The organism is Pseudomonas sp. MWU13-2862 (genome assembly GCF_023242495.1).
GTDB lineage: Bacteria > Pseudomonadota > Gammaproteobacteria > Pseudomonadales > Pseudomonadaceae > Aquipseudomonas > Aquipseudomonas gingeri_D.
The window spans coordinates 339,526-361,104 of the sequence record NZ_JALMEZ010000005.1 but is presented as its reverse complement, the minus strand read 5'-3'; the positions used below and the strand labels follow the sequence as shown (position 1 = coordinate 361,104).

Below are 21,579 nucleotides of genomic sequence, written 5' to 3'. Positions count from 1 at the left end.
CCGAGTCCTTGAAAATGCAAAACGCATGACAAGGACATAGCAGGAGTCGTGCCTAAAAATAAAAACTATATTTTTCAGTCGCTTAAAATAAAAACCTAGAATTGATCGCAGCTGTAAAACAGCAAACTGTCCAGACACTGTTGCCCTGGCAACAGTTGGTATTGGGGCAGATGGAGATGGAAATTTAAGAACACCGCGAACCTGTAGGAGCCTGGCTTGCCAGCGAAGAGGCCCTTGAGGCCGCCAAAAGCTTCGCGGGCAAGCCACGCTGCTACAATACAACGTTGCGGATAAAGCGCGTCGCCACATCACCATCGTTGCGATAGCCGTGGGGCTGGTTGCTGGGAAACATAAAGAACTCCCCCGCCGCTACCAACCGCGGCTGCTCCCCGAGCACCACCGTCAGGCAACCTTCGAAGACATAGATCTGCTCACTCCAGCCATCGCAGTCCGGCTCCGAGTCATAACGCTCCCCCGGCTCCAGGCGCCACTCCCAGAGTTCGACTTCGCGACTGGCCATGGCCTTGGCCAGCAACACCGCCTTGCTCCCCGGAATCACCCCGGCCCAGGCCACCTCGTTGATCCGACTCGGGTCGCGGACATCCGGCGCCTGGATCAGATCGCTGAAAGCCACACCCAACGCCTCGGCCACCCGGTCCAAGGTGGTCAGGCTGACATTCTTCTCCCCCGCCTCGATCGCCACCAGCATACGGCGGCTGACCCCGGACTTTTCCGATAACGCGGTCTGACTCAACTGAGCCTCATGGCGCAGGCGACGCACATTCAAGCTGACGTGTTGCAGCACCGAAGCCCGTTGCGAAGTTTCTTTGTGCACTATATTGCTCACTTGGTTGGTTTGCGCAGTATACTGCCCAGCTTCGGCGCATTGTGCGTCTCACCCGAATAGTGTGCAAGGCCATGACTGCGGCGAACTCCAATACCTCGTTTGCCTCGACCCTGCGGTTCAGCAAGGCCGAGTGCGTGCTGATCCTGATCACCATGGTCTGGGGCGGCACCTTTCTGCTGGTGCAGAACGCCATGACCGTCAGCGGCCCGATGTTTTTCGTCGGCCTGCGCTTTGCCGCGGCGGCGTGCATTGTCGCCTTGTTCTCGGCCCGCAGCCTGCGGGGCATTACGGCTTTCGAGCTGAAGGCAGGATTCTTTATCGGCACCGCGATCATGCTCGGCTACGGTCTGCAAACCGTGGGCCTGCAAAGCATTCCCAGCAGCCAGTCGGCGTTTATCACCGCGTTGTACGTGCCCTTCGTGCCGCTGCTGCAATGGCTGGTGCTGGGCAAACGTCCGGGGCTGATGCCGAGTGTCGGGATCATGCTGGCGTTTACCGGTTTGATGCTGCTGTCCGGGCCCAATGGCGCGAAGCTGAATTTCAGCTCCGGGGAGATCGCCACGGTGATCAGCGCCATCGCGATTGCCGCCGAAATCATCCTGATCAGCAACTATGCCGGCAAGGTCGATGTACGGCGGGTGACCGTGGTGCAGTTGGCCACGGCGTCGATCCTGGCGTTTCTGATGATCGTGCCGACCCAGGAGGCGTTGCCGGAATTTTCCTGGTTGTTGTTGGCCAGTGCCGTCGGCCTCGGGGCCGCCAGTGCGGCGATTCAGGTGGCGATGAACTGGGCGCAGAAGAGTGTTTCGCCGACCCGTGCCACCTTGATCTATGCCGGGGAACCGGTCTGGGCGGGGATTGCCGGGCGTCTGGCGGGTGAGCGGTTGCCGGGAATAGCGCTGCTGGGGGCTGCCTTGATTGTCGCGGCGGTGATCGTCAGTGAGTTGAAGACCAAGGGCAAACAACGGGCCGAGGCAGTCGAAGAGGCTGCGGAAGCCGAAGGGCTGGATCCGAACAAATAAACAGGGCAAATCAGGCATTTGCCACCTACCTTGTAGGATTCTGCCACAGGTTCTGGGTTGGTGATCTCCGGCGCGCCACGTATGATCCTTCGCAAACTCCTGCAGATTAGAAGCCTATGTCCCTGATAGTTCTACTGCTTTTGCCTTTTATCGGCAGCTGCTTGGCGGCCGTGCTGCCGCATAACGCCCGCAACAGCGAATCCATCCTGGCCGGTGTAATCGCCCTGGTCGGCACCCTGCAGATGGCGCTGCTCTACCCGCAGATCGCCCACGGCGGCGTGATTCACGAAACCATCAATTGGCTGCCCAGCCTGGGGCTGAACTTCGTCCTGCGCCTGGATGGCTTCGCCTGGCTGTTCTCCATGCTGGTACTGGGCATCGGTACCCTGGTGTCGCTGTACGCTCGCTACTACATGTCGCCGGAAGACCCGGTGCCGCGCTTTTTCGCCTTTTTCCTGGCCTTTATGGGCGCCATGCTCGGCCTGGTGCTGTCCGGCAACCTGATCCAGATCGTGTTCTTCTGGGAACTGACCAGCCTGTTCTCCTTCCTGCTGATCGGTTATTGGCACCACCGCAGTGATGCCCGTCGCGGTGCCTATATGGCGCTGACGGTTACCGGCGCCGGCGGTCTGTGCCTGTTGGCGGGGGTATTGATTCTCGGCCATGTGGTCGGCAGCTATGACCTGGACACTGTGCTGGCGGCCGGCGATAAAATCCGCGCCCACGTCCTGTACCCGGTCCTGCTGCCGCTGATCCTGATCGGCGCCCTGAGCAAGAGCGCACAGTTCCCCTTCCACTTCTGGCTGCCCCACGCCATGGCCGCACCGACTCCGGTTTCGGCCTATCTGCACTCGGCGACCATGGTCAAGGCCGGGGTGTTTCTCCTGGCGCGTTTGTGGCCGTCGCTCTCCGGCAGCGACGAGTGGTTCTGGATTGTCGGTGGCGCAGGCGCCGCAACCCTGATGCTCGGCGCCTACTGCGCCATGTTCCAGAACGACCTCAAGGGCCTGCTGGCCTACTCCACCATCAGCCACCTGGGCCTGATCACCCTGCTGCTGGGCCTGAACAGCCCACTGGCCGCCGTGGCCGCGGTGTTCCACATTCTCAACCATGCGACCTTCAAGGCCTCGCTGTTCATGGCCGCCGGCATCATCGACCATGAAAGCGGCACCCGCGATATCCGCAAGCTCAGCGGCCTGATCAAGCTGATCCCGTTCACCGCGACCCTGGCGATGGTCGCCAGTGCCTCCATGGCCGGGGTGCCGCTGCTCAACGGCTTCCTCTCCAAGGAAATGTTCTTCGCCGAAACGGTGTTCATCAATTCCACGGCCTGGGTCGAAACGGCCCTGCCGGTGATTGCCACCCTCGCCGGTACCTTCAGCGTCGCCTACTCGCTGCGTTTTACCGTCGATGTGTTCTTCGGTCCCAAGGCCAGCGACCTGCCCCACACGCCTCACGAGCCGCCGCGCTGGATGCGCGCGCCGGTGGAGCTGCTGGTGTTCACCTGCCTGCTGGTGGGGATTTTCCCGGCCCAGGTGGTCGGCTCAATACTCGCCACCGCGGCCCTGCCGGTGGTCGGCGGGGTCTTGCCCGAGTACAGCCTGGCGATCTGGCACGGCCTGAATGCGCCGATGATCATGAGCCTGATCGCCATGTCCGGCGGCGTGCTGCTCTATCTGCTGCTACGCAAGCAACTCAAGCGCGGCCGCTTCAGCCGTCCACCGCTGATCGGCCGCCTCAATGGCAAGCGCCTGTTCGAGCGCTGCCTGGTGATCATCATGCGCTACGCCCGGCGCATCGAGCACCGGGTCAGCACCCAGCGCCTGCAAACCCAGTTGTTCCTGCTGGTGCTGGCGGCGGTGGTCGCCGGCCTGATCCCGATGCTGCACAGCAGCCTGTCCTGGGGCGACAGGCCGAAGATCCCCGGTTCCATCGTCTTCGTCACCCTCTGGCTGCTGGCCATCGCCTGCGCCCTGGGCGCCGCCTGGCAAGCCAAGTACCACCGGCTGGCGGCCATGATCATGGTCAGCGTCTGCGGCCTGATGACCTGCATCACCTTTGTCTGGTTCTCCGCGCCGGACCTGGCCCTGACCCAACTGGTGGTGGAAGTGGTGACCACGGTGCTGATCCTGCTGGGCCTGCGCTGGCTGCCACGGCGTATCGAAGAGGTCTCGCCGCTGCCGAGCAGCCTGCGCAAGGCGCGGATTCGCCGCCTGCGCGACCTGCTGCTGTCGGTCGGGGTCGGTGGTGGCATGGCCCTGCTGTCCTACGCCATGCTGACCCGCCAGACGCCCAATGACATTTCCTCGTTCTACCTCAGTCGCGCCCTGCCCGAAGGGGGCGGCAGTAACGTGGTGAACGTGATGCTGGTGGACTTCCGTGGCTTCGACACCCTCGGTGAAATCACCGTGCTGATGGCCACCGCCCTGACCGTGTTCGCCCTGCTGCGCCGCTTCCGTCCGCCGAAGGAAAGCCTCGAACTACCCAACCAGCAGCGCCAACTGGCCCCGGACGTGGCCACCGACCTGGTCAACCCGCGCAGCGCCAGCGACACCGCCCTGGGCTTCATGATGGTGCCGGCGGTGCTGGTGCGCTTGCTGCTGCCGATCGCCTTCGTGGTCTCGATGTACCTGTTTATGCGCGGGCATAACCAGCCGGGTGGCGGTTTTGTCGCCGGGCTGGTGATGTCGGTGGCGTTTATCCTGCAATACATGGTCGCCGGCACCCAGTGGGTTGAAGCACAGATGAGCCTGCGGCCGTTGCGCTGGATGGGCACCGGCCTGCTGTTCGCCACGGTCACGGGCCTGGGGGCGATGGCTTTCGGTTATCCGTTCCTGACCACCCACACCGCCCACCTGCATCTGCCGTTGCTGGGGGATATCCATGTCGCCAGCGCGTTGTTCTTCGATATCGGCGTGTACGCGGTGGTGGTCGGTTCGACCCTGCTGATCCTCACCGCCCTGGCGCACCAGTCGGTCCGCGCCCATCGACCGAGCGCCCAATCCAAGCCAGGAGCCGCCTGATGGAAGAAGTCATTGCAATTGCCATTGGCGTGCTCGCGGCCTCCGGGGTCTGGCTGGTGCTGCGCCCGCGGACCTTCCAGGTGGTGATGGGCCTGTGCCTGCTGTCCTATGGGGTCAACCTGTTTATCTTCAGCATGGGCAGCCTGTTTATCGGCAAGGAGCCGATCATCAAGGACGGCGTGCCCCAGGACCTGCTCAACTACACCGACCCGCTGCCCCAGGCCCTGGTGCTCACCGCCATTGTGATCAGCTTCGCCATGACCGCGCTGTTCCTGGTGGTGCTGCTGGCCTCGCGCGGCCTGACCGGTACCGACCATGTCGATGGCCGGGAGCCCAAGGAATGAACCCGATGTCGCACCTGATCATCGCCCCGATCCTGCTGCCGCTGCTTACGGCGGCGCTGATGCTGATGCTCGGCGAGAAGCACCGGCCACTCAAGGCCCGCCTCAACCTGGGCTCGAGCCTGATCGGCCTGGGCATCTCGGTACTCTTGCTGATCGGCACCCAGGCCGGCGAAACCGGCTCCATCGGCGTCTACCTGCCGAGCAATTGGCAGGTGCCATTTGGCATCGTGCTGGTGGTCGACCGTCTCTCTGCGTTGATGCTGGTGCTGACCGGGATCATCGGCGTCAGCGCGCTGCTGTTCGCCATGGCCCGTTGGGACCGTGCCGGCGCCAGCTTCCACGCGCTGTTCCAGATCCAGTTGATGGGCCTTTACGGCGCTTTCCTGACCGCCGACCTGTTCAACCTGTTCGTGTTCTTCGAAGTCCTGCTGGCCGCTTCCTATGGCCTGGTCCTGCACGGTTCGGGGCGCTCGCGGGTGTCGGCGGGCTTGCACTACATCGCGATCAACCTGCTGGCCTCGTCGTTGTTCCTGATCGGCGCGGCGCTGATCTATGGCGTTACCGGCACCCTGAACTTCGCCGACCTGGCGCTGAAGATCCCGCTGGTGCCGGAAGCCGATCGCGGGCTGCTGCATGCGGGCGCGGCGATTCTCGCCGTGGCCTTCCTGGCCAAGGCCGGGATGTGGCCGCTGAACTTCTGGCTGGTGCCCGCCTACTCCGCCGCCAGCGCCCCGGTGGCGGCGATGTTCGCGATCATGACCAAGGTCGGGATCTACACGCTGCTGCGGCTGTGGACCTTGCTGTTTTCCGGCGAGGCCGGTGCCTCGGCGCATTTCGGCGGTGACTGGCTGATCTACGGCGGCATGGCGACCATCGCCTGCGCCGCCGTGGCAATCCTCGCCGCCCAGCGCCTGGAACGCATGGCCAGCCTGAGTATCCTGGTTTCGGCGGGGATCCTGCTCTCGGCCATCGGTTTCGCCCAACCGAACCTCACGGCCGGCGCGCTGTTCTACCTGGTCAGCTCGACCCTGGCCCTGAGTGCGCTGTTCCTGCTGGCCGAACTGATCGAACGCTCACGTTCGGCCAACGAACTACCGCTGGAAGAGGACATCGACCCGCTGCCCCGGCGGCTGGAGTCCTTGCACCCAAGGCCCGGCACCAACCTGGACGATGAACAGAAAGCCGTGGTCGGCCAGGTCATTCCCTGGACCATGGCCTTCCTCGGCTTGAGCTTTATCGCCTGCGCCCTGCTGATCATCGGCATGCCACCGCTGTCCGGCTTTATCGGCAAGCTGGCCTTGCTCAGCGCCTTGCTCAATCCGAAAGGGTTGGGCATCGATGCGCCGACCTCCCCGGCGGCCTGGGGCCTGCTGGCCTTGCTGGTGCTGTCCGGGCTCGCTTCGCTGCTGGCTTTCTCGCGCATGGGCATCTCGCGTTTCTGGACACCCCAGGAGCGGCCGTCGCCAGCGCTACGGCGTTTCGAATGCCTGCCCATCTTTGCCCTGCTGGGCCTGTGCATCCTGCTGACCGTCAACGCCGAGCCGCTGTTGCGCTACACCCAGGCGGCGGCTGACTCCCTCGACAACCCCGGACAGTACATCAGCGCCGTGCAGGCCGCTCACCCGGTGCCTAACCCGACCACCGCCGTGGAGGTACAGCCATGAAACGCCTGTTCCCCGCGCCGTGGCTGTCCCTGGCGCTGTGGCTGTTGTGGCTGGTGCTGAACCTGTCGGTCAGTCCGGGTAACCTGCTGCTGGGTGCGGCCCTCGGCGTCTTCGCTCCGGTGATGATGGCGCCCTTGCGCCCGCGGCCGATCCGTATCCGTCGCCCCGGGGTGATGCTACGCCTGTTTTTTCGGGTCGGTGCCGACGTGGTGCTGTCCAACCTCGCCGTTGCCTGGGGCGTGCTCAACGCCGGACGCCGCGCGCCGCGTTCGGCCTTCGTCAAGGTGCCCCTGGACCTGCGCGATGCCAACGGCCTGGCCGTGCTGTCGATGATCTGCACGGTGGTTCCCGGCACCGTCTGGTCGGAACTGGCCCTGGACCGCAGCGTCCTGCTACTGCACGTTTTCGACCTGGACGACGAAAACGGTTTTATCCAGCACTTCAAGACGACTTACGAACGTCCTCTGATGGAGATCTTCGAATGAGCGCACTGCTCGCCAATGCGATCCTGCTGAGCCTGTTCATCTTCAGCGTGGCGCTGGTGCTGACCGTGGTCCGGCTGTTCAAGGGCCCGTCGGCGCAAGACCGGGTCCTGGCCCTGGACTACCTGTACCTGATTGCCATGCTGATGATGCTGGTACTGGGCATCCGCTACGCCAGTGATACCTACTTCGAAGCGGCGCTGCTGATTGCCCTGTTCGGCTTTGTCGGCTCGTTTGCCCTGGCCAAATTCCTTCTGCGTGGCGAGGTGATCGAATGAACCCGTTATCCCTCTGGATCGAAATTCCGGTGGCCTTTCTGCTGGTGGCCGCCAGCCTGCTCGCCCTGTGTGGCGCCATCGGCCTGTTGCGCATGAAGGACTTCTTCCAGCGCATGCACCCGCCGGCACTGGCCTCGACCCTTGGCGCCTGGTGCGTGGCGCTGGCCTCGATCCTGTACTTTTCGGCACTCAAGTCGGAGCCGGTGATCCACGCCTGGCTGATTCCGATCCTGTTGTCGATCACTGTGCCGGTGACCACCCTGCTGCTGGCCCGGACCGGGCTGTTCCGCAAGCGCATGGCTGGGGATGATGTGCCGGCGGAAGTCAGCAGCGGGCGTACCGAAGGCGGGAGCTGAGGGCACCCGCTTTACCCTCGGCAAACAACATATGCTTATCACTTAACGATATTTAAAACTTTTCGCTTATATCGATAAAATCATTTTCAGATTCTATCAGTCGAGGCTGAACACCCCCTCGGGCCAGGCTGGACTGGCGACAAGTGGACTTGTCGCCGGTGCCAGTCAGTTAAGGAAATGGGATCTCAAAAATGCCACCTAACCTGTAGGAGCAGGGCTTGCCCGCGAAGCTTTTAGCGTCCTCACGGACCTCTTCGCCAGCAAGCCGGCTCCTACGGGTCATGTATTCGGCTTAACTGTCTGGCACCCCTTTCCATTCTCTCCAGGTCCTCCATGAACGCTATCAAGTCCCTGTCGTTGCCGGCCGCGCTGTGCGCCAGCGTGCTCTTGAACCTAGCCCCGTCCTCCTCGGCCCTGGCCGCGGGCCTGCTGGAAAAGGGTCGTAGCCAAGGCCTCAGCGCCGGTATCGCCAATGAACAGCCATACGCCTACATCGGCACCGACGGCAAGGTCACCGGCGCCTATGTCGATGTACTCAAGGCGATTCTCGAACCGCTGGGCATCCACAAGCTGGAAACCCCGATCACCGACTTCGGTTCCCTGGTCCCCGGTGTCACCGCCAAGCGTTTCGACCTGATCGGCGAAGGCCTGTTCATCAACGCCAATCGCTGCAAGGTCATCGGTTTCTCCAACCCGATCACCCGCTCCGGCGGCGCCTTTATCGTCAAGGCCGGCAACCCTCTGAACCTGCACAGCCTCAAGGATGTCGCCAACAACGGCCAGGCACGCCTGGCCACCCAGGCCGGGACCAACCAGGTCCAGGAAGCCCGCGACAGCGGCGTTCCAGCGGCCAATCTGGTGCTGTTCGACAAGGACACCGAAGCCCTCTCCGCCCTCGAGGCGGGACGTATCGACGTGGTGTATTTCCCCGACGCGGAAATCATCGGCCTGCTCAAGAAAGCCGCCAACCCGGCCATTGAACGCGCCCTGCCTTTCGCGCAGATCCCCGATGCCCAGGGCAAGCCAAGCTGGAACTACCAATCCTATGGCCTGCCGAAAAACGATCCGGCCTTTACCCAGGCCTTCAACGAACAGTTGGCCAAGCTGCGGGCCTCCGGTGAGTTGCTGAAGATCCTGCAGAAATACGACTACACCGAAAACGAGCTGCCCGACCTGGACGTCACCGCCGCCCAACGTTGCAGCCAGTAACCAGACGCTGAAACGGCCTCAAACCCACACGAGTACAGGCCATGTCCCTCGATACCCCGGCCGTGGAAACGGCCCTGTTCATCGCGCGCCAGTTGGCCCATGGCGCGTGGGTGACCGTGCAAATCACCTTCCTCGCGGAGCTGCTGGTACTGGTGCTGTCGCTGGTGATCGCGCTGATGCGCCTGTCGCCCTGGCGCGCGCTACGCTGGTTCGCCACCGCCTATGTCGAGCTGCTGCGTGGCATTTCGGCCCTGGTGCTGCTGTTCTACCTGTTCTTTATCCTGCCGCTGTTCGGTATCAGCCTGTCGCCGATGACCACCGGGGTGATCGGCCTGGGCCTGACTTTCTCGGCCTACGGCTCGGAGATCGTCCGCGCGGCGCTGGTGAATGTCAGCGCCGGGCAACGTGATGCCTTGCGCGCCCTGGACTTCGGGCCGCTGGCGGCCTTTCGGCGGATCATCCTGCCCCAGGCCCTGCCCTTTATGCTGCCACCACTGGGCAACCAGTTGGTCGAGTTGATGAAAACCACTTCGCTGGTGTCGTTGATCACCTTGAGCGACCTGACCTTTTCCGGCAATCAGCTGGTGACCACGCTGGGGCAACAGACGCTGATCTGGAGCATCGTGCTGGTCTGCTACTTCGTCATGGCCTGGCCATTGACCTGGCTGGTGCGGCGTTATGAACACCACAGTTCGGCCTGGCGCCGGGAGTAACCATGGAATTCGACTTCGAGTTTGCCTGGTCGATCCTGCCCGACCTGCTGCGTGGCCTGCTGGTCACCGTGCAGGTGGTGGTGCTCGGTTTCCTGCTGGCGGTACTGCTCGGGCTGATCCTGGCGATTGCCCAACGCTCATCGGTCAGCGCAATACGGCGCGGCTGCCAGGGCTATCTGAGCTTTTTTCGCAACACGCCGCTGATGGTCCAGCTCTATGTGCTGTTCTTTGCCCTGCCCTCGGCCGGGATTACCCTGCCGGCGATCTCCACAGGGGTGATCGGCCTCGGGCTTTACTACAGCGCCTATATCGCCGAGGCCTATCGCGGCGCCATCGACGGTGTACCGGCGGGCCAGTGGCAAGCCGCCCAGGCGCTGGACTTCGACACCGCCACCACCTGGCGCCGGATCATCCTGCCCCAGGCCCTGAAACCGATGCTGCCGGTGTTGGGCAACTACCTGATCGGCATGTTCAAGGAAACCCCACTGCTGGCGGTGATCACCATTCCGGAGCTGTTCCAGGCCGCCAAGCAGGTGGCCGGGATGAGCTATCGCTACACCGAACCCTATACGCTGATGGCCGTGCTGTTCCTGATCATCAGCGTGCCGACTTCCCTGCTCTTCAAGTACCTGGAAAGGCGCAGCCATGTCTGACGTTGCACACCTCGCGGCCACGGCGCCGGCACAGATCCGCCTCACCCAGGTGGTCAAGCACTTCGGCGCGACCCGGGTCATCGACCACCTCGACCTGAGCATTCCCCAAGGGCAGAAAGTCGCGCTGATCGGCCCCAGCGGTTCGGGGAAATCCACCGTATTGCGCTTGATCAAGGGCCTGGAAAGCTACGAGCAGGGCCACATCGAGGTCGACGGCGTGGCGGTCAGCGCCAAGGGCGGCGGCTGGCGCTGGCCCGGCACGAAAAAAGCCCCGGTGGAGCATCGGGTCGGCATGGTCTTCCAGCAGTTCAACCTGTTCCCGCACCTGACCGTTCGGGAAAACATCACCGAGGCGCCGTTGCAGGTGCTCAAGGTCAGTCGCGAAGAAGCCCTGGACCGCGCCCAGGCCTATCTGGCGATGGTCGGCCTGAGCCACAAGGCCGATGCCTATCCCGCCCAGCTGTCCGGCGGCCAGCAGCAGCGGGTGGCCATCGCCCGGGCCCTGGCGATGCGCCCGAAGGTGATGCTGTTCGACGAGGTGACCTCGGCCCTCGACCCGGAACTGGTGGGCGAAGTGCTGGAGGTGATTCGCACGATTGCCCATGAGCAACAGGTGACCATGCTGCTGGTGACCCACGAAATGAAGTTCGCCCAGGACATTGCCGACCGGGTGCTGTTCATGGAAGCCGGGCGCATTGTCGCCGACGGCACGCCCCGGCAGATCCTGGTGGAGCCGGACAACGAACGCACCCGGCGCTTTCTCAATCGGGTCGAGCAGCGTTAACGGCTCGCCGTGCGCTGAAAAACGCCCGGCCATCGCGCTTGAGCAGGTCGAGCATGGTCTGCGCGGCTGGCGATAAGTAAGCGCCGGCCCGCACCGACACCACCAGCGTACGCTTCATGGTGGTTTCCTTGAGCCGCACTTCGCGCAGGTGCGTCGCGCCCTTCACATCCTCCAGGGTTTCCCGCGCCAGGAAACTCAACAGGCGGGTCTGGCCGATAAGCCGCGGTAGCAGCGAAATGGTGTTGGTCTCGATCTGCACCGAGGGCAGCGGCAGATCGTGAGCCAGGAACACATTGTCGATCCAGCGGCGGGATGAAACACCCGATGCAGGCAGCACCCAACGATAACGCCCCAGCTCGCTCAGGCGAATCGGCGCGTCGAAGATCGGGTGATTGCGACTGGCAACCACCACCGCTTCGTCATCGAACAGCGGATGCGACAACAGCTGGGGGTCATCGTCGAACAGCGGGCAGATCACCATGTCCAGGCGTCCGGAACGCAGGGATTCGCGCAACATATCGTCCTGGCCGATCGCCAGGCTCAAAGTGATCTCCGGCGCCCGCTCCAGCAAGGCCGCAGTCAGTTGCGGCAGCAGGTATTCGGCCATGCTCGACGCGCAGCCCAGGCGGATATTGCCCAGCACGCCACTGGCGAAATCGCGTATTTCACGGTGGGTCTCGGCAATGCTCTGCTGCAACTGCCGACCGCGCTGCTGCAACAGCTCGCCGACCGGCGTCAGCTTGATCCGTCGGCCCTCGCGCTCGAACAGCTTGGTGCCGAACGATTCCTCCAGCCGTTGGATGCTCTTGGTCAGCGCCGGCTGGCTGCGATTGAGCTTCTGCGCCGCGCGGCCCAGATGACCCAGCTCGGCAATGGTTTCAAAATAGGTGAGATCCCGCAGGTCCATATCAATCAACCAAAGTTATCGTTTCATCACAATTAGAAACTAGACTTGATCGATCAGGCTATCAATAATTTACCCACTGCGCCGCTTTCAACGCCCTGCAACAGGAGCGTCCAGCGCTTTGGAGAGTGCTCTTGACCACATTATCATCCTCATCCTCCCGGCTTTCCCTGACCACCTGGCCGCGCTCGTTGCAATGGCTGGCCCTGCTGTTGCTGGCCGGCGGCAGCGGACAACTGCTCAAGTACGCCGAGTTGCCCGCCGGGCAATTTATCGGTCCGATGCTGGTGGCAATCGCCTTTGGCGTCAGTGGCGCCAGCATCCGTGTTCACCGCCAGGCGTTCCGCCTGGGCCAGGGTTGCATCGGCCTGCTCGCCGCCCACTCCATAACCCTGGCGGTACTGACGTCAATGGCCGACTCCTGGCACCTGATGCTGTTCGCCACGGTACTGACGGTGGGCCTGAGCGCCATGGTGGGCCTGGCGATGGTGCGTTTCGGCGGGATCCAGGCCAGCACCGCCGCCTGGGGCACCTCCCCTGGAGCGGCATCGGCCATGGTCGCCATGGCCGATGATTTCGGCGCCGACGGGCGGGTCGTGGCAACCATGCAGTATGTGCGGGTGGTCTGCGTGGTCATGATCGGGGCGCTGGTCAGCCATATGCTCGAAGCACCGGTCAACGGCAGCGAATCCCATGCCGCCGATGCCGCGCTGCATGGCTTCAACCTGCTCAACCTGGGGCTGACGCTGATCACCGTGGTGTTCGGCGTGGTGCTGGGCGCGCGCGTACCGGCGGGCGCCCTGCTGGTACCGCTGCTGATCGGTGCCGTCCTGCAACTGTCCGGGCTGCTGCATATCACCCTGCCCGCCTGGCTGCTGGCAATCGCCTACGGCGCCATCGGCTGCTACGTCGGCCTGCGTTTCGACCGCCCCACCGTGCTCTATGTCTGGAGACACCTGCCGGCCATGATCCTCAGCGCCATCAGCCTGATCGCCCTGTGCGCCGCCTCGGCCTGGGTCCTGGCGAAGTGGCTCGGCCTGGACTTCCTCTCGGTCTACCTGGCCACCAGCCCCGGCGGGCTCGACACCATGGCGATCATCGCAGTCGACACCCATTCGGATGTCGGCCTGGTCCTGGCGATGCAGACCTTGCGCCTGCTGGCGGTGATCTTCACCGGCGCGTTCTTTGCCCGGCTGGTGATTCGCTTCTCCCTACCCATCAAGCCTTAGGCACGACAAGACTCACCGATGACGAAGCATTCATGGCACAATCTGCGTCGTTACCTTAGTCAAAATACGAACGACATTGATTAAGATTTGTTTGAGAGTCATGCTGGTTTTGACGTTTTTTTCTCATTTCACCCTCTAAATTGCCGCCCCAGACAAACATGCGAATGATTCCCATTGTTTAACTGGGCCGGCGAACCGGGTGTAGATGCGCCGAAAATCGCCAGCCACCTCGACTACTAAAAGACTGCAGGAGCTACCCACGCAATGATTCCCCGTCTGCCTTCGTTTCTGAAAACCGCCTTTCTGACCACCGCCATGCTCAGCGCCGGCCACGCCTATGCGGCCCCAAGCGCCGACGGCATCGTGGTCTACAACGCCCAGCACGAAAGCCTGACCAAGGCCTGGGTCGATGGTTTCACCAAGGAAACCGGGATCAAGGTGACCCTGCGTAATGGCGACGACACCGAGATGGGCAACCAGATCGTCCAGGAAGGCGACAAGTCGCCAGCCGACGTGTTCCTGACCGAGAACTCCCCGGCCATGGTCCTGGTGGACAACGCCAAACTGTTCGCACCCGTGGCCCCGACCACTCTGGAACAGATCGGTGCAGCCTACCGTCCGGCCCACGGCAACTGGGTCGGCATCGCCGCCCGCTCCACCGTGTTCGTCTACAACAAGAGCAAGCTGACCGAAGCCCAACTGCCCAAGTCCCTGCTCGACCTCGCCTCGCCTGAGTGGAAAGGTCGTTGGGCCGCCTCGCCGGCCGGTGCCGACTTCCAGGCCATTGTCGCCGCCGTACTGGAACTCAAGGGCGAAGCCGCGACCCTGGACTGGCTCAAGGCAATGAAGACCAACGCTTCGATCTATCGCGGCAACAGCGCGGTGCTCAAGGCGGTCAATGCCGGGCAAGTCGAAAGCGGTGTGATCTACCACTACTACAGCTTCGGCGACCAGGCCAAGACCGGCGAGAACAGCAAGAACACCTCGCTGCACTACTTCAAGCACCAGGATCCGGGCGCTTTTGTCAGCACCTCCGGCGGTGGCGTGTTGAAGTCGAGCAAACACCCGGAAGAGGCCCAGGCCTTCCTCAAGTGGATCACCGGCAAAGATGGCCAGGCGGTTCTCAAGAACGGCAACTCGTTTGAATACGCGGTGGGCGTGGGTGCCGAATCCAATGCGAAACTGGTGCCGCTCAAGGACCTCGACGCACCCAAGGTCGATGCCTCGAAACTCGACAGCAAGAAAGCGGTTGAGTTGATGACCCAGGCCGGAATCCTGTAATTGATCCCAGAGTCCATTTCCCCCCTGGACCCCGCCGCAGTCGCTTACGCGCCTGCGGCGCTTTCGCGCAAGCGATCCAGAAATTTCTTCGGGCGCCAGGGCAATGCCTGGATCATCGGGCTGTCCGTGCTGGTGTCCCTGCTGGCGTTGTTGCCGATCGCCTTCGTGATCCTGTCTTCCTGGCAAACCGGGTGGACCACCCTTGAAGCGCTGGTCTGGCGTCCGCGGGTGGCCGAGCTGCTGACCAACACCCTGTTGCTGATGGTCATCACCATTCCGCTGTGCGTGGCACTCGGGCTGGCCCTGGCCTGGCTGACCGAACGCACCGACCTGCCCGGCCGCCGCGCCTGGTCATTGCTGGCCACCGCGCCCCTGGCCGTACCGGCGTTCGTCCACAGCTACGCCTGGGTCAGCCTGGTGCCGCCGATCCACGGGCTGTTCGCCGGGGTGCTGGTCTCGGTGATCGCCTATTTCCCGTTTCTCTACCTGCCGATTGCCGCGACCCTGCGCCGCCTGGACCCGGCCATCGAGGATGTCGGCGAGTCCCTGGGGCTCAAACCCTGGGCGGTATTTTTCCGCATTGTCCTGCCGCAACTGCGCCTGGCGATCTGCGGCGGCGCCTTGCTGGTCGGCCTGCACCTGCTGGCCGAATACGGCCTCTACGCGATGATCCGCTTCGACACCTTCACCACGGCGATCTTCGACCAGTTCAAGTCGACCTTCAGCGGACCGGCGGCCCATACCCTGGCCGGGATCCTGGCGCTGTGCTGCCTGGGCCTGTTGACCGTCGAGTCGGCCGCCCGGGGCAAGGCCCGTTATGCCCGGGTCGGTTCCGGCAGCGCGCGGCAACAACGCACGGTACGCCTCAGCCGCAGCACCAAGCTGCTGGCGCTGAGCATCCCGATCGTCAGCAGCCTGCTGGCCCTCGGCGTGCCGCTGGTCACCCTGGGCAACTGGCTGATCGCCGGTGGCCGCGAGGTCTGGCAAATGGGCGACCTGCTGCCGGCCCTGGAACAGACGCTGCTGCTCGGTGCCGCTGGCGCCCTGCTGACCACCTGCGCGGCAGTGCCCGTGGCCTGGTTGTCGATCCGCTCGCCCGGACGCCTGCATCGCCTGCTGGAAAGCTGCAACTACATCACCAGCTCCCTGCCCGGCATAGTCGTGGCCCTGGCCCTGGTCACGGTCACCATCAACTTCGCCCGACCGATCTACCAGACCTCGATCACCGTCCTGCTGGCTTACCTGTTGATGTTCATGCCCCGCGCCCTGGTCAGCCTGCGCGCCGGTATCGCCCAGGCGCCGGTGGAACTGGAAAATATCGCCCGCAGCCTCGGGCGCTCACCGGTCCGCGCGCTCTGGTCGATCACCCTGCGTCTCGCCGCGCCGGGGGCCGCCGCCGGTGCCGCACTGGTGTTCCTGGCCATTACCAACGAACTGACCGCCACCCTGCTGCTCGCACCCAACGGCACACGGACCCTGGCCACCGGTTTCTGGGCCATGACCAGTGAAATCGACTATGCCGGCGCCGCGCCCTATGCGCTGCTCATGATCCTGCTGTCGCTGCCGCTGACCGGGCTTCTCTATCATCAATCCAAACGCACGGCTGGCCGATGAACGCTCTTGAAATCAACGCGCTGTACAAGTCCTTCGGTTCGCAAGCGGCCCTGGAAGATATCCATCTGTCGATTGCCACCGGTAGCCGCACGGCCATCGTCGGCCCATCCGGCTCGGGCAAGACCACCCTGCTGCGGATGATCGCCGGTTTCGAATTTCCCGACGCCGGGCGTATCACCCTCGACGGCCAACCGCTGGTGGATGCCCAGACCCAGGTCCCGGCCCACCAGCGGCTGATTGGTTATGTGCCGCAAGACGGCGCGCTGTTTCCCCATATGACAGTGGCCGATAACATCGCCTTCGGTATCGTCGACAAGGCTACCCGGCAACAACGGGTGGCCGAGCTGATGGACAGCGTGGCCCTGGAGCCGCAGATGGGCAAACGCTGGCCCCATGAGTTGTCCGGTGGTCAGCAACAGCGGGTGGCACTGGCCCGCGCCCTGGCGCAACGCCCTCGGTTGATGCTGCTGGACGAACCCTTTTCCGCCCTCGACACCGGGCTGCGGGCATCCATGCGCAAGATGGTCGCGCGGCTGCTGTCCGAAGCCGGGGTGACCACTATCCTGGTCACCCACGACCAATCCGAAGCCCTGTCCTTTGCCGATCAGTTGGCGGTAATGCGCAAGGGCCGGCTGGTACAGGCCGGACACCCGATGGACCTGTACCTGCGTCCGGACGATGAGGACACCGCGCTGTTCCTTGGCGATGCGGTGATCCTGCCTGCCCTGATCGAAAACGGCTGGGCGCAATGCGACCTGGGCCGGCTGGCGGTCAATGATGAAGGCCGCCACGGCCAGGCGCAGATCATGTTGCGCCCCGAGCAGTTGCAACTCGCGGCCCAGGCGCCGGGACAAGCGGACGGCAACGGCAGCCCGGCGGTGGTCACCGAATGCGACTTCGGCGGCAACACCTGCACCTTGACCGTGGAGCTGAAGGCACCGGCCGCCGACGGACAGAAACGTTCATTGCTGGTGCGTAGCTCCGGCATGCACGCACCCCGGGTCGGCAGCCAAGTGCTGGTCTCGGCCCTGGGCCATGCCCATGTGCTGGGGCGCCAGGCCGTCCGCTAGCCGTTCACCACCTCGGCGCTGTTCGCCCAGGGCGCAACCAGTCGCCGAGGTGTCCCGCAGGTCCGGTGCTTGAACACGAAGTGCCGGCACTTTTCTGCAAAGCCATTACGATCCTCGACCATATCCAGGCGCATCTGCGCCAACTCTTCGTCGCGGCAGCGCTCCATGTCTTCGACATCCCGGGCACGCCGGCGCTCGCGTACGGCTTTATAAAGAGGGTCGTGGGCGACACGCTGCGCCTGGGCCATCAACCAGTTGCCAAAGGCCTGCGGGCAACGCGGGCCGATGTCCTGGACCAGGCCGATTTCCAGCGCCTGGGCGACGCTGATCGGCAAGCAGTCTTCGCTGAGCTGCAGCGCACGCTCATAGCCCACCGCGCGAGGCAGACTGTAAGTCCAGTATTCGGAGCCATAGAGGCCCATGCTCTTGTAGTGAGGGTTGAGCACCACGCCACTGCGGGCGAACACCCCGTCGGCCGCCAGGGCCAGCATCACCCCACCGGCGCCGGCGCTACCGGTCAGGCCGCTGACCACCAGTTGCCGCGCGGTCAGCAACTCACGGCAGACATCGTTGATCGCGCGGATATTGGCCCAGGCCTCAAGCCCGGGCACCGCCGCCGCCTGGATCACGTTGAGGTGCACACCATTGGAAAAACTGCCGCGCCCGCCACGGAACAGCAGCACCTCGGTGTCCTGGGCCTTGGCCCAGCGCAGGGCACTGACCAACCGTCGACATTGCTCGGTGCTCATGGCGCCGTTGTAGAACTCGAAGGTCAGCTCGCCCACACCGTCCAGTTCACGATACCGGATCGGCTGGTAGGCCTCCTTGCAATACGGGTGGCTGGCGACAGACCAATTCAAGGTCGGCACCTTGTCGAGCCGACCGGCCAGCACATGCCGCGCCGGGCGTTTGAACGTCTCCTCCCCCGGCCGGGGTTTGCGCCGCAATGAGCCGATCCACAGGCTGCGGTCTCCGGTCGCCACCAGCACCGCATCGTCATGCACCGCCAGCAGTTGGCCCGGCGTTCCACAGCGGCTGTCGAGATGGGCGTCATAGAGGTAGTAGGATTCGCCCAGCAGTTCAGTGAGCACACCGGGCTGGCCGTCGGCGGCGTCGATGCGCCGCTGGATCAGTTCGGCGTCATCCTGCCAACTGAAGGCGCGGTCGCTCTGCTTCATATTCGCTTGCAGACGCCCGCGAACCTCCGGCAAACGGTAATCCAGGGGCTGGGGCACAAAGTCTCTGCCGAACCGGGCCACCACGTCGTGGATGCAGGTCATGGCCGCGTCGGCCACCGGGCCGTTGTAGAGCTCGGACTTGCGAACGCCCGCCGGCATCTCGAATTCACAGGTGGCCCAGATCGCCCCGCTGTCCATTTCCTCGGCGGCCTGCAAGGCGGTCACGCCCCAGGTGGGCAACTGCCGGGTGATCGCCCAATCCAGCGCACTGGCGCCGCGATCACCGACAATCCCGGGGTGGATGATCACCACCGGGCGCTGCGGGTCCTGCCACAACCGGGCCGACACCCGGTCCTTGAGAAACGGGCAGATCACCAGGGCCGCATCGGTGTTTTCGATCTGTTGGCAAACCGTATCTTCGTCGCTGAACAGCACCACACTGGGCACGTGCCCCGCTTCGCGCAGTTCCAACCAGGCGCGCTGGGTCAAGCCGTTGAATGCCGATGCCAGCAGAATGATTTTCAATGAACGCATAACGGAACTCCTCCTTGAGCAATACGCCGGGCCCCACGCTGCAACGAGCAATCCATGGCCCGACCGGAGCCGCTACAGTAAAGCGCCCCACCCGCGGCACCTTGACCGAGGTCAACAGACAACCGTACGGCGGGAGCATTCGCGCAGCATCGATTTCTCGGCTAGGATTTTCTGCTCATGGAGTCGCCCGACTATTCAGCGGGCTTTTGAACAAGGAGAGAGAAATGACTGCAGTTCGTCTTGCAGAACGTGCCTATCGCAGTTGGTCCAGCCCCATCCTGCTGGAACTCAAGGAACGGGAACATCAGTTGGACCCGTCCGCCCGCGTTGCCCTGATCAATGTATTGCAAGAGCGCCGCCTGATCGAGAGCGACAGGCCTTCAGCCGTGGTGCAGCCCATCCGGCCGGGCGTCGAGTGAAGGCAAGGCGCCCAGTCCGCGCAACCAGCCGTGTTCGGCAAACGCCAGCATCTCCTGGTCGCCGCGACTGTCGCCATAGGCAAACAATACCCGCCCGCGCGCATCGCCCAACCAGTGCTGCAACTGCCGGACCTTTTCCGGCCCCCAGCAGTTGGGCGACGCCAGGCGTCCGGTAAAACGTCCGTTGCGAAACTCCAGTTGCGTGGCCAGTACCGCATCAAAACCGGCGGCCGGGGCCCAGTGCTCGAGATAGAGCGTGGGCGATGCACTGACCAGCACCAGACGGTGCCCCAGGCGCTTGTGCGCCTCGATCCGTTCGAGCATTTCCGGACGGATCAGCGTCGGCAGGCGCTCGGCGACATAACGCGCCGCGGCCTCTTCCAGTTCGACCTGGCTCCTGCCACGCAGGGTGAACGCCAGAAACCGGGCCTTGGCCTCGGCCCGCTTGCACAGCCCCGTATACATACCCGCCAGCCAGGGCAAGACCAGCAGTCCGGCGATCAGAAAACGCCGGTTACCCACCTGGTAACGGACGAAATCCCGCAGGCTGTCGGTGGTGGTAATGGTGCCGTCAAAATCGAAGGCCACGCAGGTTACGGCTTGCGGCGCGGCACTGTTTGAAATCGTCATTGCTGTTTCACGCTCATGAACCGAACGGGCACAGTGTCTCACTCCTGCACGACAATTGCCTGAACGACAGGTGTCGCCAATGCCCTTCCCTCACGAGCCCGCTCGCTCCCGCAACTGACCGCCTGGCTGCGGGAGCGGGTTTATCTCAGAGGCTTAGTGGCCCGTCTCGCAATTGATCATCCAGCTCACGCCAAAACGGTCTTCGAACATTGCGAAGTACTCGGCCCAGAAGGTCTTGGCCGGCGCCATATGGATGTTGCCGCCGTCGCTCAGGCCAGCGAACAGTCGCTTGGCCTCGTCAACGCTGTCGACATTGAGCGACACCGAAATGCCCTGCATTTTGCTGTACGGCTGATGCGGCGGACAATCGGAGGCCATCAGGCTGAAATCCCCCACCGTCAGGCGGGTATGCAGGATCTTGTCCTGGTTCGGTGCATCCTTGGGGATGCAGGCCTCTTCCGGCGCATCGGCGAACGACAGGGAAAACAGCTCGCCACCGAGCACCTTTTTGTACAGGGCAAAGGCCTCCTTGCAGTTGCCGTTGAAGGTCAGGTAAGGAATGATTTTCAGGCTCATGATGGATCTCCTGTTCTGGCAGGTTTTCAGGATTGACCGGACATCTTCGCGCGCAGGTGTTCTTCCTGTTCGCGCAACTCGGGGGTCAGGCTCTCGCCAAAGTCCTCGGCCTCGAAGATCTGGCGGATTTCGATTTCAGAGTCGCTGGCCATCGGGTTCGGGCAACGCTTGACCCAGTCGATGGCTTCTTGCAGTGACTGCACATTGAAGATCCAGAAACCGGCAATCAGTTCCTTGGTCTCCATAAAGGGCCCGTCGACCACACGCCTCTGTTTGCCGCTGAACTGCACGCGCACACCCTTGGCGCTGGGGTGCAGCCCCTCCCCGGCAAGGATTACACCGGCCTTGGCCAGTTCTTCGTTATAGGCGCCCATGGCCGCCAGCAATTCGTTACTGGGCATTTCACCGGCTTCCGATTCCGGGCTGGCTTTGACGATCACCATAAATCGCATGGTCGTATCTCCTGATGACAGTGCTAGACAAGTTTAGACAAGCCAATAAGTGGCCCCGTCGACTAATCGAATGAGCGAGCACGGAATCGACACACGGTTAATTTTTTTCCTGATCGCCATGGATCCGTTTGCAGCGATCGAGGAAATCGGCGATCGATGGCGCCGTCGCTCATTCGACCAAGCACAGAAATAGACAACGCAAAACCACGGATTGGCTCTGGAACCCTGATCATTACAAGGCAGCGCCTACACACAGTTGCCGTAAGTCCTACCTCGAAACAGACATTGAAGCGCAGCCCTATGCCGTACCTGGAGAA

Annotated in this window: 21 protein-coding genes and 1 pseudogene; 16 read left to right on the top strand and 6 right to left on the bottom strand. The window is 63.2% G+C overall.

The features are described from left to right. Window positions 1–271 precede the first annotated feature (271 nt). Window positions 272–835 (bottom strand): XRE family transcriptional regulator, encoded by a 564-nt coding sequence (locus M5C56_RS11905; RefSeq protein WP_103499610.1) that lies wholly within the window; start codon window positions 833–835, stop codon window positions 272–274. Between M5C56_RS11905 and M5C56_RS11900 the strand changes: the two are divergent. The 11 genes and pseudogenes from M5C56_RS11900 (at window position 830) to M5C56_RS11850 (ending at window position 11,375) form a co-directional block, all read left to right on the top strand. Beyond that, a pseudogene (locus M5C56_RS11900) lies at window positions 830–1,869 on the top strand (DMT family transporter). The gene M5C56_RS11905 and the pseudogene M5C56_RS11900 sit on opposite strands and share 6 nt — an antisense overlap. Window positions 1,870–1,985: 116 nt before the next feature. Then, the gene (locus tag M5C56_RS11895; RefSeq protein WP_103499612.1) at window positions 1,986–4,892 is read left to right on the top strand and encodes a monovalent cation/H+ antiporter subunit A; all 2,907 of its coding nucleotides are present in this window, start codon (window positions 1,986–1,988) and stop codon (window positions 4,890–4,892) included. Continuing rightward, window positions 4,892–5,236, top strand: coding sequence for a Na+/H+ antiporter subunit C (locus M5C56_RS11890; protein ID WP_005789164.1), 345 nt, complete (start codon window positions 4,892–4,894; stop codon window positions 5,234–5,236). The genes M5C56_RS11895 and M5C56_RS11890 overlap by 1 nt, the downstream gene beginning before the upstream one ends. Next, window positions 5,233–6,900 (top strand): monovalent cation/H+ antiporter subunit D, encoded by a 1,668-nt coding sequence (locus tag M5C56_RS11885; RefSeq protein ID WP_103499613.1) that lies wholly within the window; start codon window positions 5,233–5,235, stop codon window positions 6,898–6,900. Before M5C56_RS11890 ends, M5C56_RS11885 begins: the two co-directional genes overlap by 4 nt. Further along, a complete protein-coding gene (locus M5C56_RS11880; RefSeq protein WP_103499614.1) occupies window positions 6,897–7,385 on the top strand; it encodes a Na+/H+ antiporter subunit E in 489 nt (162 codons plus the stop codon). The genes M5C56_RS11885 and M5C56_RS11880 overlap by 4 nt, the downstream gene beginning before the upstream one ends. Then, entirely contained in the window at window positions 7,382–7,660 is a 279-nt protein-coding gene (locus M5C56_RS11875; protein ID WP_100943305.1) for a K+/H+ antiporter subunit F, read from the top strand. Before M5C56_RS11880 ends, M5C56_RS11875 begins: the two co-directional genes overlap by 4 nt. Further along, window positions 7,657–8,016 (top strand): Na+/H+ antiporter subunit G, encoded by a 360-nt coding sequence (locus tag M5C56_RS11870; RefSeq protein WP_103499615.1) that lies wholly within the window; start codon window positions 7,657–7,659, stop codon window positions 8,014–8,016. The genes M5C56_RS11875 and M5C56_RS11870 overlap by 4 nt, the downstream gene beginning before the upstream one ends. Before the next feature lie 333 nt (window positions 8,017–8,349). After that, the gene (gene ehuB / locus M5C56_RS11865; RefSeq protein WP_103499616.1) at window positions 8,350–9,225 is read left to right on the top strand and encodes an ectoine/hydroxyectoine ABC transporter substrate-binding protein EhuB; all 876 of its coding nucleotides are present in this window, start codon (window positions 8,350–8,352) and stop codon (window positions 9,223–9,225) included. A 41-nt stretch (window positions 9,226–9,266) separates the two neighbouring features. Continuing rightward, complete coding sequence (gene ehuC / locus M5C56_RS11860; protein WP_103499617.1) at window positions 9,267–9,938, top strand: ectoine/hydroxyectoine ABC transporter permease subunit EhuC; 672 nt, start codon at window positions 9,267–9,269, stop codon at window positions 9,936–9,938. A gap of 2 nt (window positions 9,939–9,940) precedes the next feature. After that, complete coding sequence (gene ehuD / locus M5C56_RS11855) at window positions 9,941–10,591, top strand: ectoine/hydroxyectoine ABC transporter permease subunit EhuD (protein ID WP_103499618.1); 651 nt, start codon at window positions 9,941–9,943, stop codon at window positions 10,589–10,591. Beyond that, window positions 10,584–11,375 (top strand): amino acid ABC transporter ATP-binding protein, encoded by a 792-nt coding sequence (locus tag M5C56_RS11850; protein WP_103499619.1) that lies wholly within the window; start codon window positions 10,584–10,586, stop codon window positions 11,373–11,375. The genes ehuD and M5C56_RS11850 overlap by 8 nt, the downstream gene beginning before the upstream one ends. Here the strand turns inward: M5C56_RS11850 and M5C56_RS11845 are convergent. After that, the gene (locus tag M5C56_RS11845; RefSeq protein WP_103499620.1) at window positions 11,353–12,282 is read right to left on the bottom strand and encodes a LysR family transcriptional regulator; all 930 of its coding nucleotides are present in this window, start codon (window positions 12,280–12,282) and stop codon (window positions 11,353–11,355) included. The genes M5C56_RS11850 and M5C56_RS11845 overlap by 23 nt on opposite strands. A gap of 131 nt (window positions 12,283–12,413) precedes the next feature. Between M5C56_RS11845 and M5C56_RS11840 the strand changes: the two genes are divergently transcribed. From M5C56_RS11840 to M5C56_RS11825, 4 genes are all read left to right on the top strand, one after another. After that, window positions 12,414–13,508, top strand: a complete 1,095-nt coding sequence (locus M5C56_RS11840; RefSeq protein WP_248766926.1) for an AbrB family transcriptional regulator — start codon at window positions 12,414–12,416, stop codon at window positions 13,506–13,508. A 264-nt stretch (window positions 13,509–13,772) separates the two neighbouring features. Beyond that, window positions 13,773–14,789, top strand: coding sequence for an iron ABC transporter substrate-binding protein (locus tag M5C56_RS11835; protein WP_152739743.1), 1,017 nt, complete (start codon window positions 13,773–13,775; stop codon window positions 14,787–14,789). Window positions 14,790–14,792: 3 nt separating this feature from the next. Continuing rightward, entirely contained in the window at window positions 14,793–16,403 is a 1,611-nt protein-coding gene (locus tag M5C56_RS11830; RefSeq protein WP_103495178.1) for an iron ABC transporter permease, read from the top strand. Next, window positions 16,400–17,473, top strand: a complete 1,074-nt coding sequence (locus tag M5C56_RS11825; protein ID WP_103495175.1) for an ABC transporter ATP-binding protein — start codon at window positions 16,400–16,402, stop codon at window positions 17,471–17,473. The genes M5C56_RS11830 and M5C56_RS11825 overlap by 4 nt, the downstream gene beginning before the upstream one ends. Here M5C56_RS11825 and M5C56_RS11820 read toward each other — a convergent pair. Next, window positions 17,470–19,185, bottom strand: a complete 1,716-nt coding sequence (locus M5C56_RS11820) for a hydrogenase maturation protein (protein WP_103495174.1) — start codon at window positions 19,183–19,185, stop codon at window positions 17,470–17,472. The genes M5C56_RS11825 and M5C56_RS11820 overlap by 4 nt on opposite strands. Window positions 19,186–19,409: 224 nt before the next feature. On the opposite strand from M5C56_RS11820, the gene M5C56_RS11815 reads away from it, so the two are divergent. Further along, window positions 19,410–19,604 (top strand): hypothetical protein, encoded by a 195-nt coding sequence (locus M5C56_RS11815; RefSeq protein ID WP_103495173.1) that lies wholly within the window; start codon window positions 19,410–19,412, stop codon window positions 19,602–19,604. Here the strand turns inward: M5C56_RS11815 and M5C56_RS11810 are convergent. The 3 genes from M5C56_RS11810 to M5C56_RS11800 all read right to left on the bottom strand — a co-directional run bounded on the left by M5C56_RS11810 (window position 19,566) and on the right by M5C56_RS11800 (window position 21,262). Further along, entirely contained in the window at window positions 19,566–20,234 is a 669-nt protein-coding gene (locus M5C56_RS11810) for an HAD family hydrolase (RefSeq protein WP_103495172.1), read from the bottom strand. The genes M5C56_RS11815 and M5C56_RS11810 overlap by 39 nt on opposite strands. 153 nt (window positions 20,235–20,387) lie before the next feature. Then, complete coding sequence (locus M5C56_RS11805) at window positions 20,388–20,804, bottom strand: VOC family protein (RefSeq protein ID WP_103495177.1); 417 nt, start codon at window positions 20,802–20,804, stop codon at window positions 20,388–20,390. 32 nt (window positions 20,805–20,836) lie between these two features. After that, a complete protein-coding gene (locus tag M5C56_RS11800) occupies window positions 20,837–21,262 on the bottom strand; it encodes a YciI family protein (protein ID WP_103495171.1) in 426 nt (141 codons plus the stop codon). Window positions 21,263–21,579 lie beyond the last annotated feature (317 nt).

What these genes read in the sequence shown, in the direction of transcription:
- M5C56_RS11895 (WP_103499612.1), top strand. Translation starts at nt 1,986, where the DNA reads ATGTCCCTGATAGTTCTACTGCTTTTGCCTTTTATCGGCAGCTGCTTG.
- M5C56_RS11890 (WP_005789164.1), top strand. Translation starts at nt 4,892, where the DNA reads ATGGAAGAAGTCATTGCAATTGCCATTGGCGTGCTCGCGGCCTCCGGG.
- M5C56_RS11885 (WP_103499613.1), top strand. Translation starts at nt 5,233, where the DNA reads ATGAACCCGATGTCGCACCTGATCATCGCCCCGATCCTGCTGCCGCTG.
- M5C56_RS11880 (WP_103499614.1), top strand. Translation starts at nt 6,897, where the DNA reads ATGAAACGCCTGTTCCCCGCGCCGTGGCTGTCCCTGGCGCTGTGGCTG.
- M5C56_RS11875 (WP_100943305.1), top strand. Translation starts at nt 7,382, where the DNA reads ATGAGCGCACTGCTCGCCAATGCGATCCTGCTGAGCCTGTTCATCTTC.
- M5C56_RS11870 (WP_103499615.1), top strand. Translation starts at nt 7,657, where the DNA reads ATGAACCCGTTATCCCTCTGGATCGAAATTCCGGTGGCCTTTCTGCTG.
- ehuB (WP_103499616.1), top strand. Translation starts at nt 8,350, where the DNA reads ATGAACGCTATCAAGTCCCTGTCGTTGCCGGCCGCGCTGTGCGCCAGC.
- ehuC (WP_103499617.1), top strand. Translation starts at nt 9,267, where the DNA reads ATGTCCCTCGATACCCCGGCCGTGGAAACGGCCCTGTTCATCGCGCGC.
- ehuD (WP_103499618.1), top strand. Translation starts at nt 9,941, where the DNA reads ATGGAATTCGACTTCGAGTTTGCCTGGTCGATCCTGCCCGACCTGCTG.
- M5C56_RS11850 (WP_103499619.1), top strand. Translation starts at nt 10,584, where the DNA reads ATGTCTGACGTTGCACACCTCGCGGCCACGGCGCCGGCACAGATCCGC.
- M5C56_RS11845 (WP_103499620.1), bottom strand. Translation starts at nt 12,282, where the DNA reads ATGGACCTGCGGGATCTCACCTATTTTGAAACCATTGCCGAGCTGGGT.
- M5C56_RS11835 (WP_152739743.1), top strand. Translation starts at nt 13,773, where the DNA reads ATGATTCCCCGTCTGCCTTCGTTTCTGAAAACCGCCTTTCTGACCACC.
- M5C56_RS11825 (WP_103495175.1), top strand. Translation starts at nt 16,400, where the DNA reads ATGAACGCTCTTGAAATCAACGCGCTGTACAAGTCCTTCGGTTCGCAA.
- M5C56_RS11820 (WP_103495174.1), bottom strand. Translation starts at nt 19,185, where the DNA reads ATGCGTTCATTGAAAATCATTCTGCTGGCATCGGCATTCAACGGCTTG.
- M5C56_RS11815 (WP_103495173.1), top strand. Translation starts at nt 19,410, where the DNA reads ATGACTGCAGTTCGTCTTGCAGAACGTGCCTATCGCAGTTGGTCCAGC.
- M5C56_RS11810 (WP_103495172.1), bottom strand. Translation starts at nt 20,234, where the DNA reads ATGACGATTTCAAACAGTGCCGCGCCGCAAGCCGTAACCTGCGTGGCC.
- M5C56_RS11800 (WP_103495171.1), bottom strand. Translation starts at nt 21,262, where the DNA reads ATGCGATTTATGGTGATCGTCAAAGCCAGCCCGGAATCGGAAGCCGGT.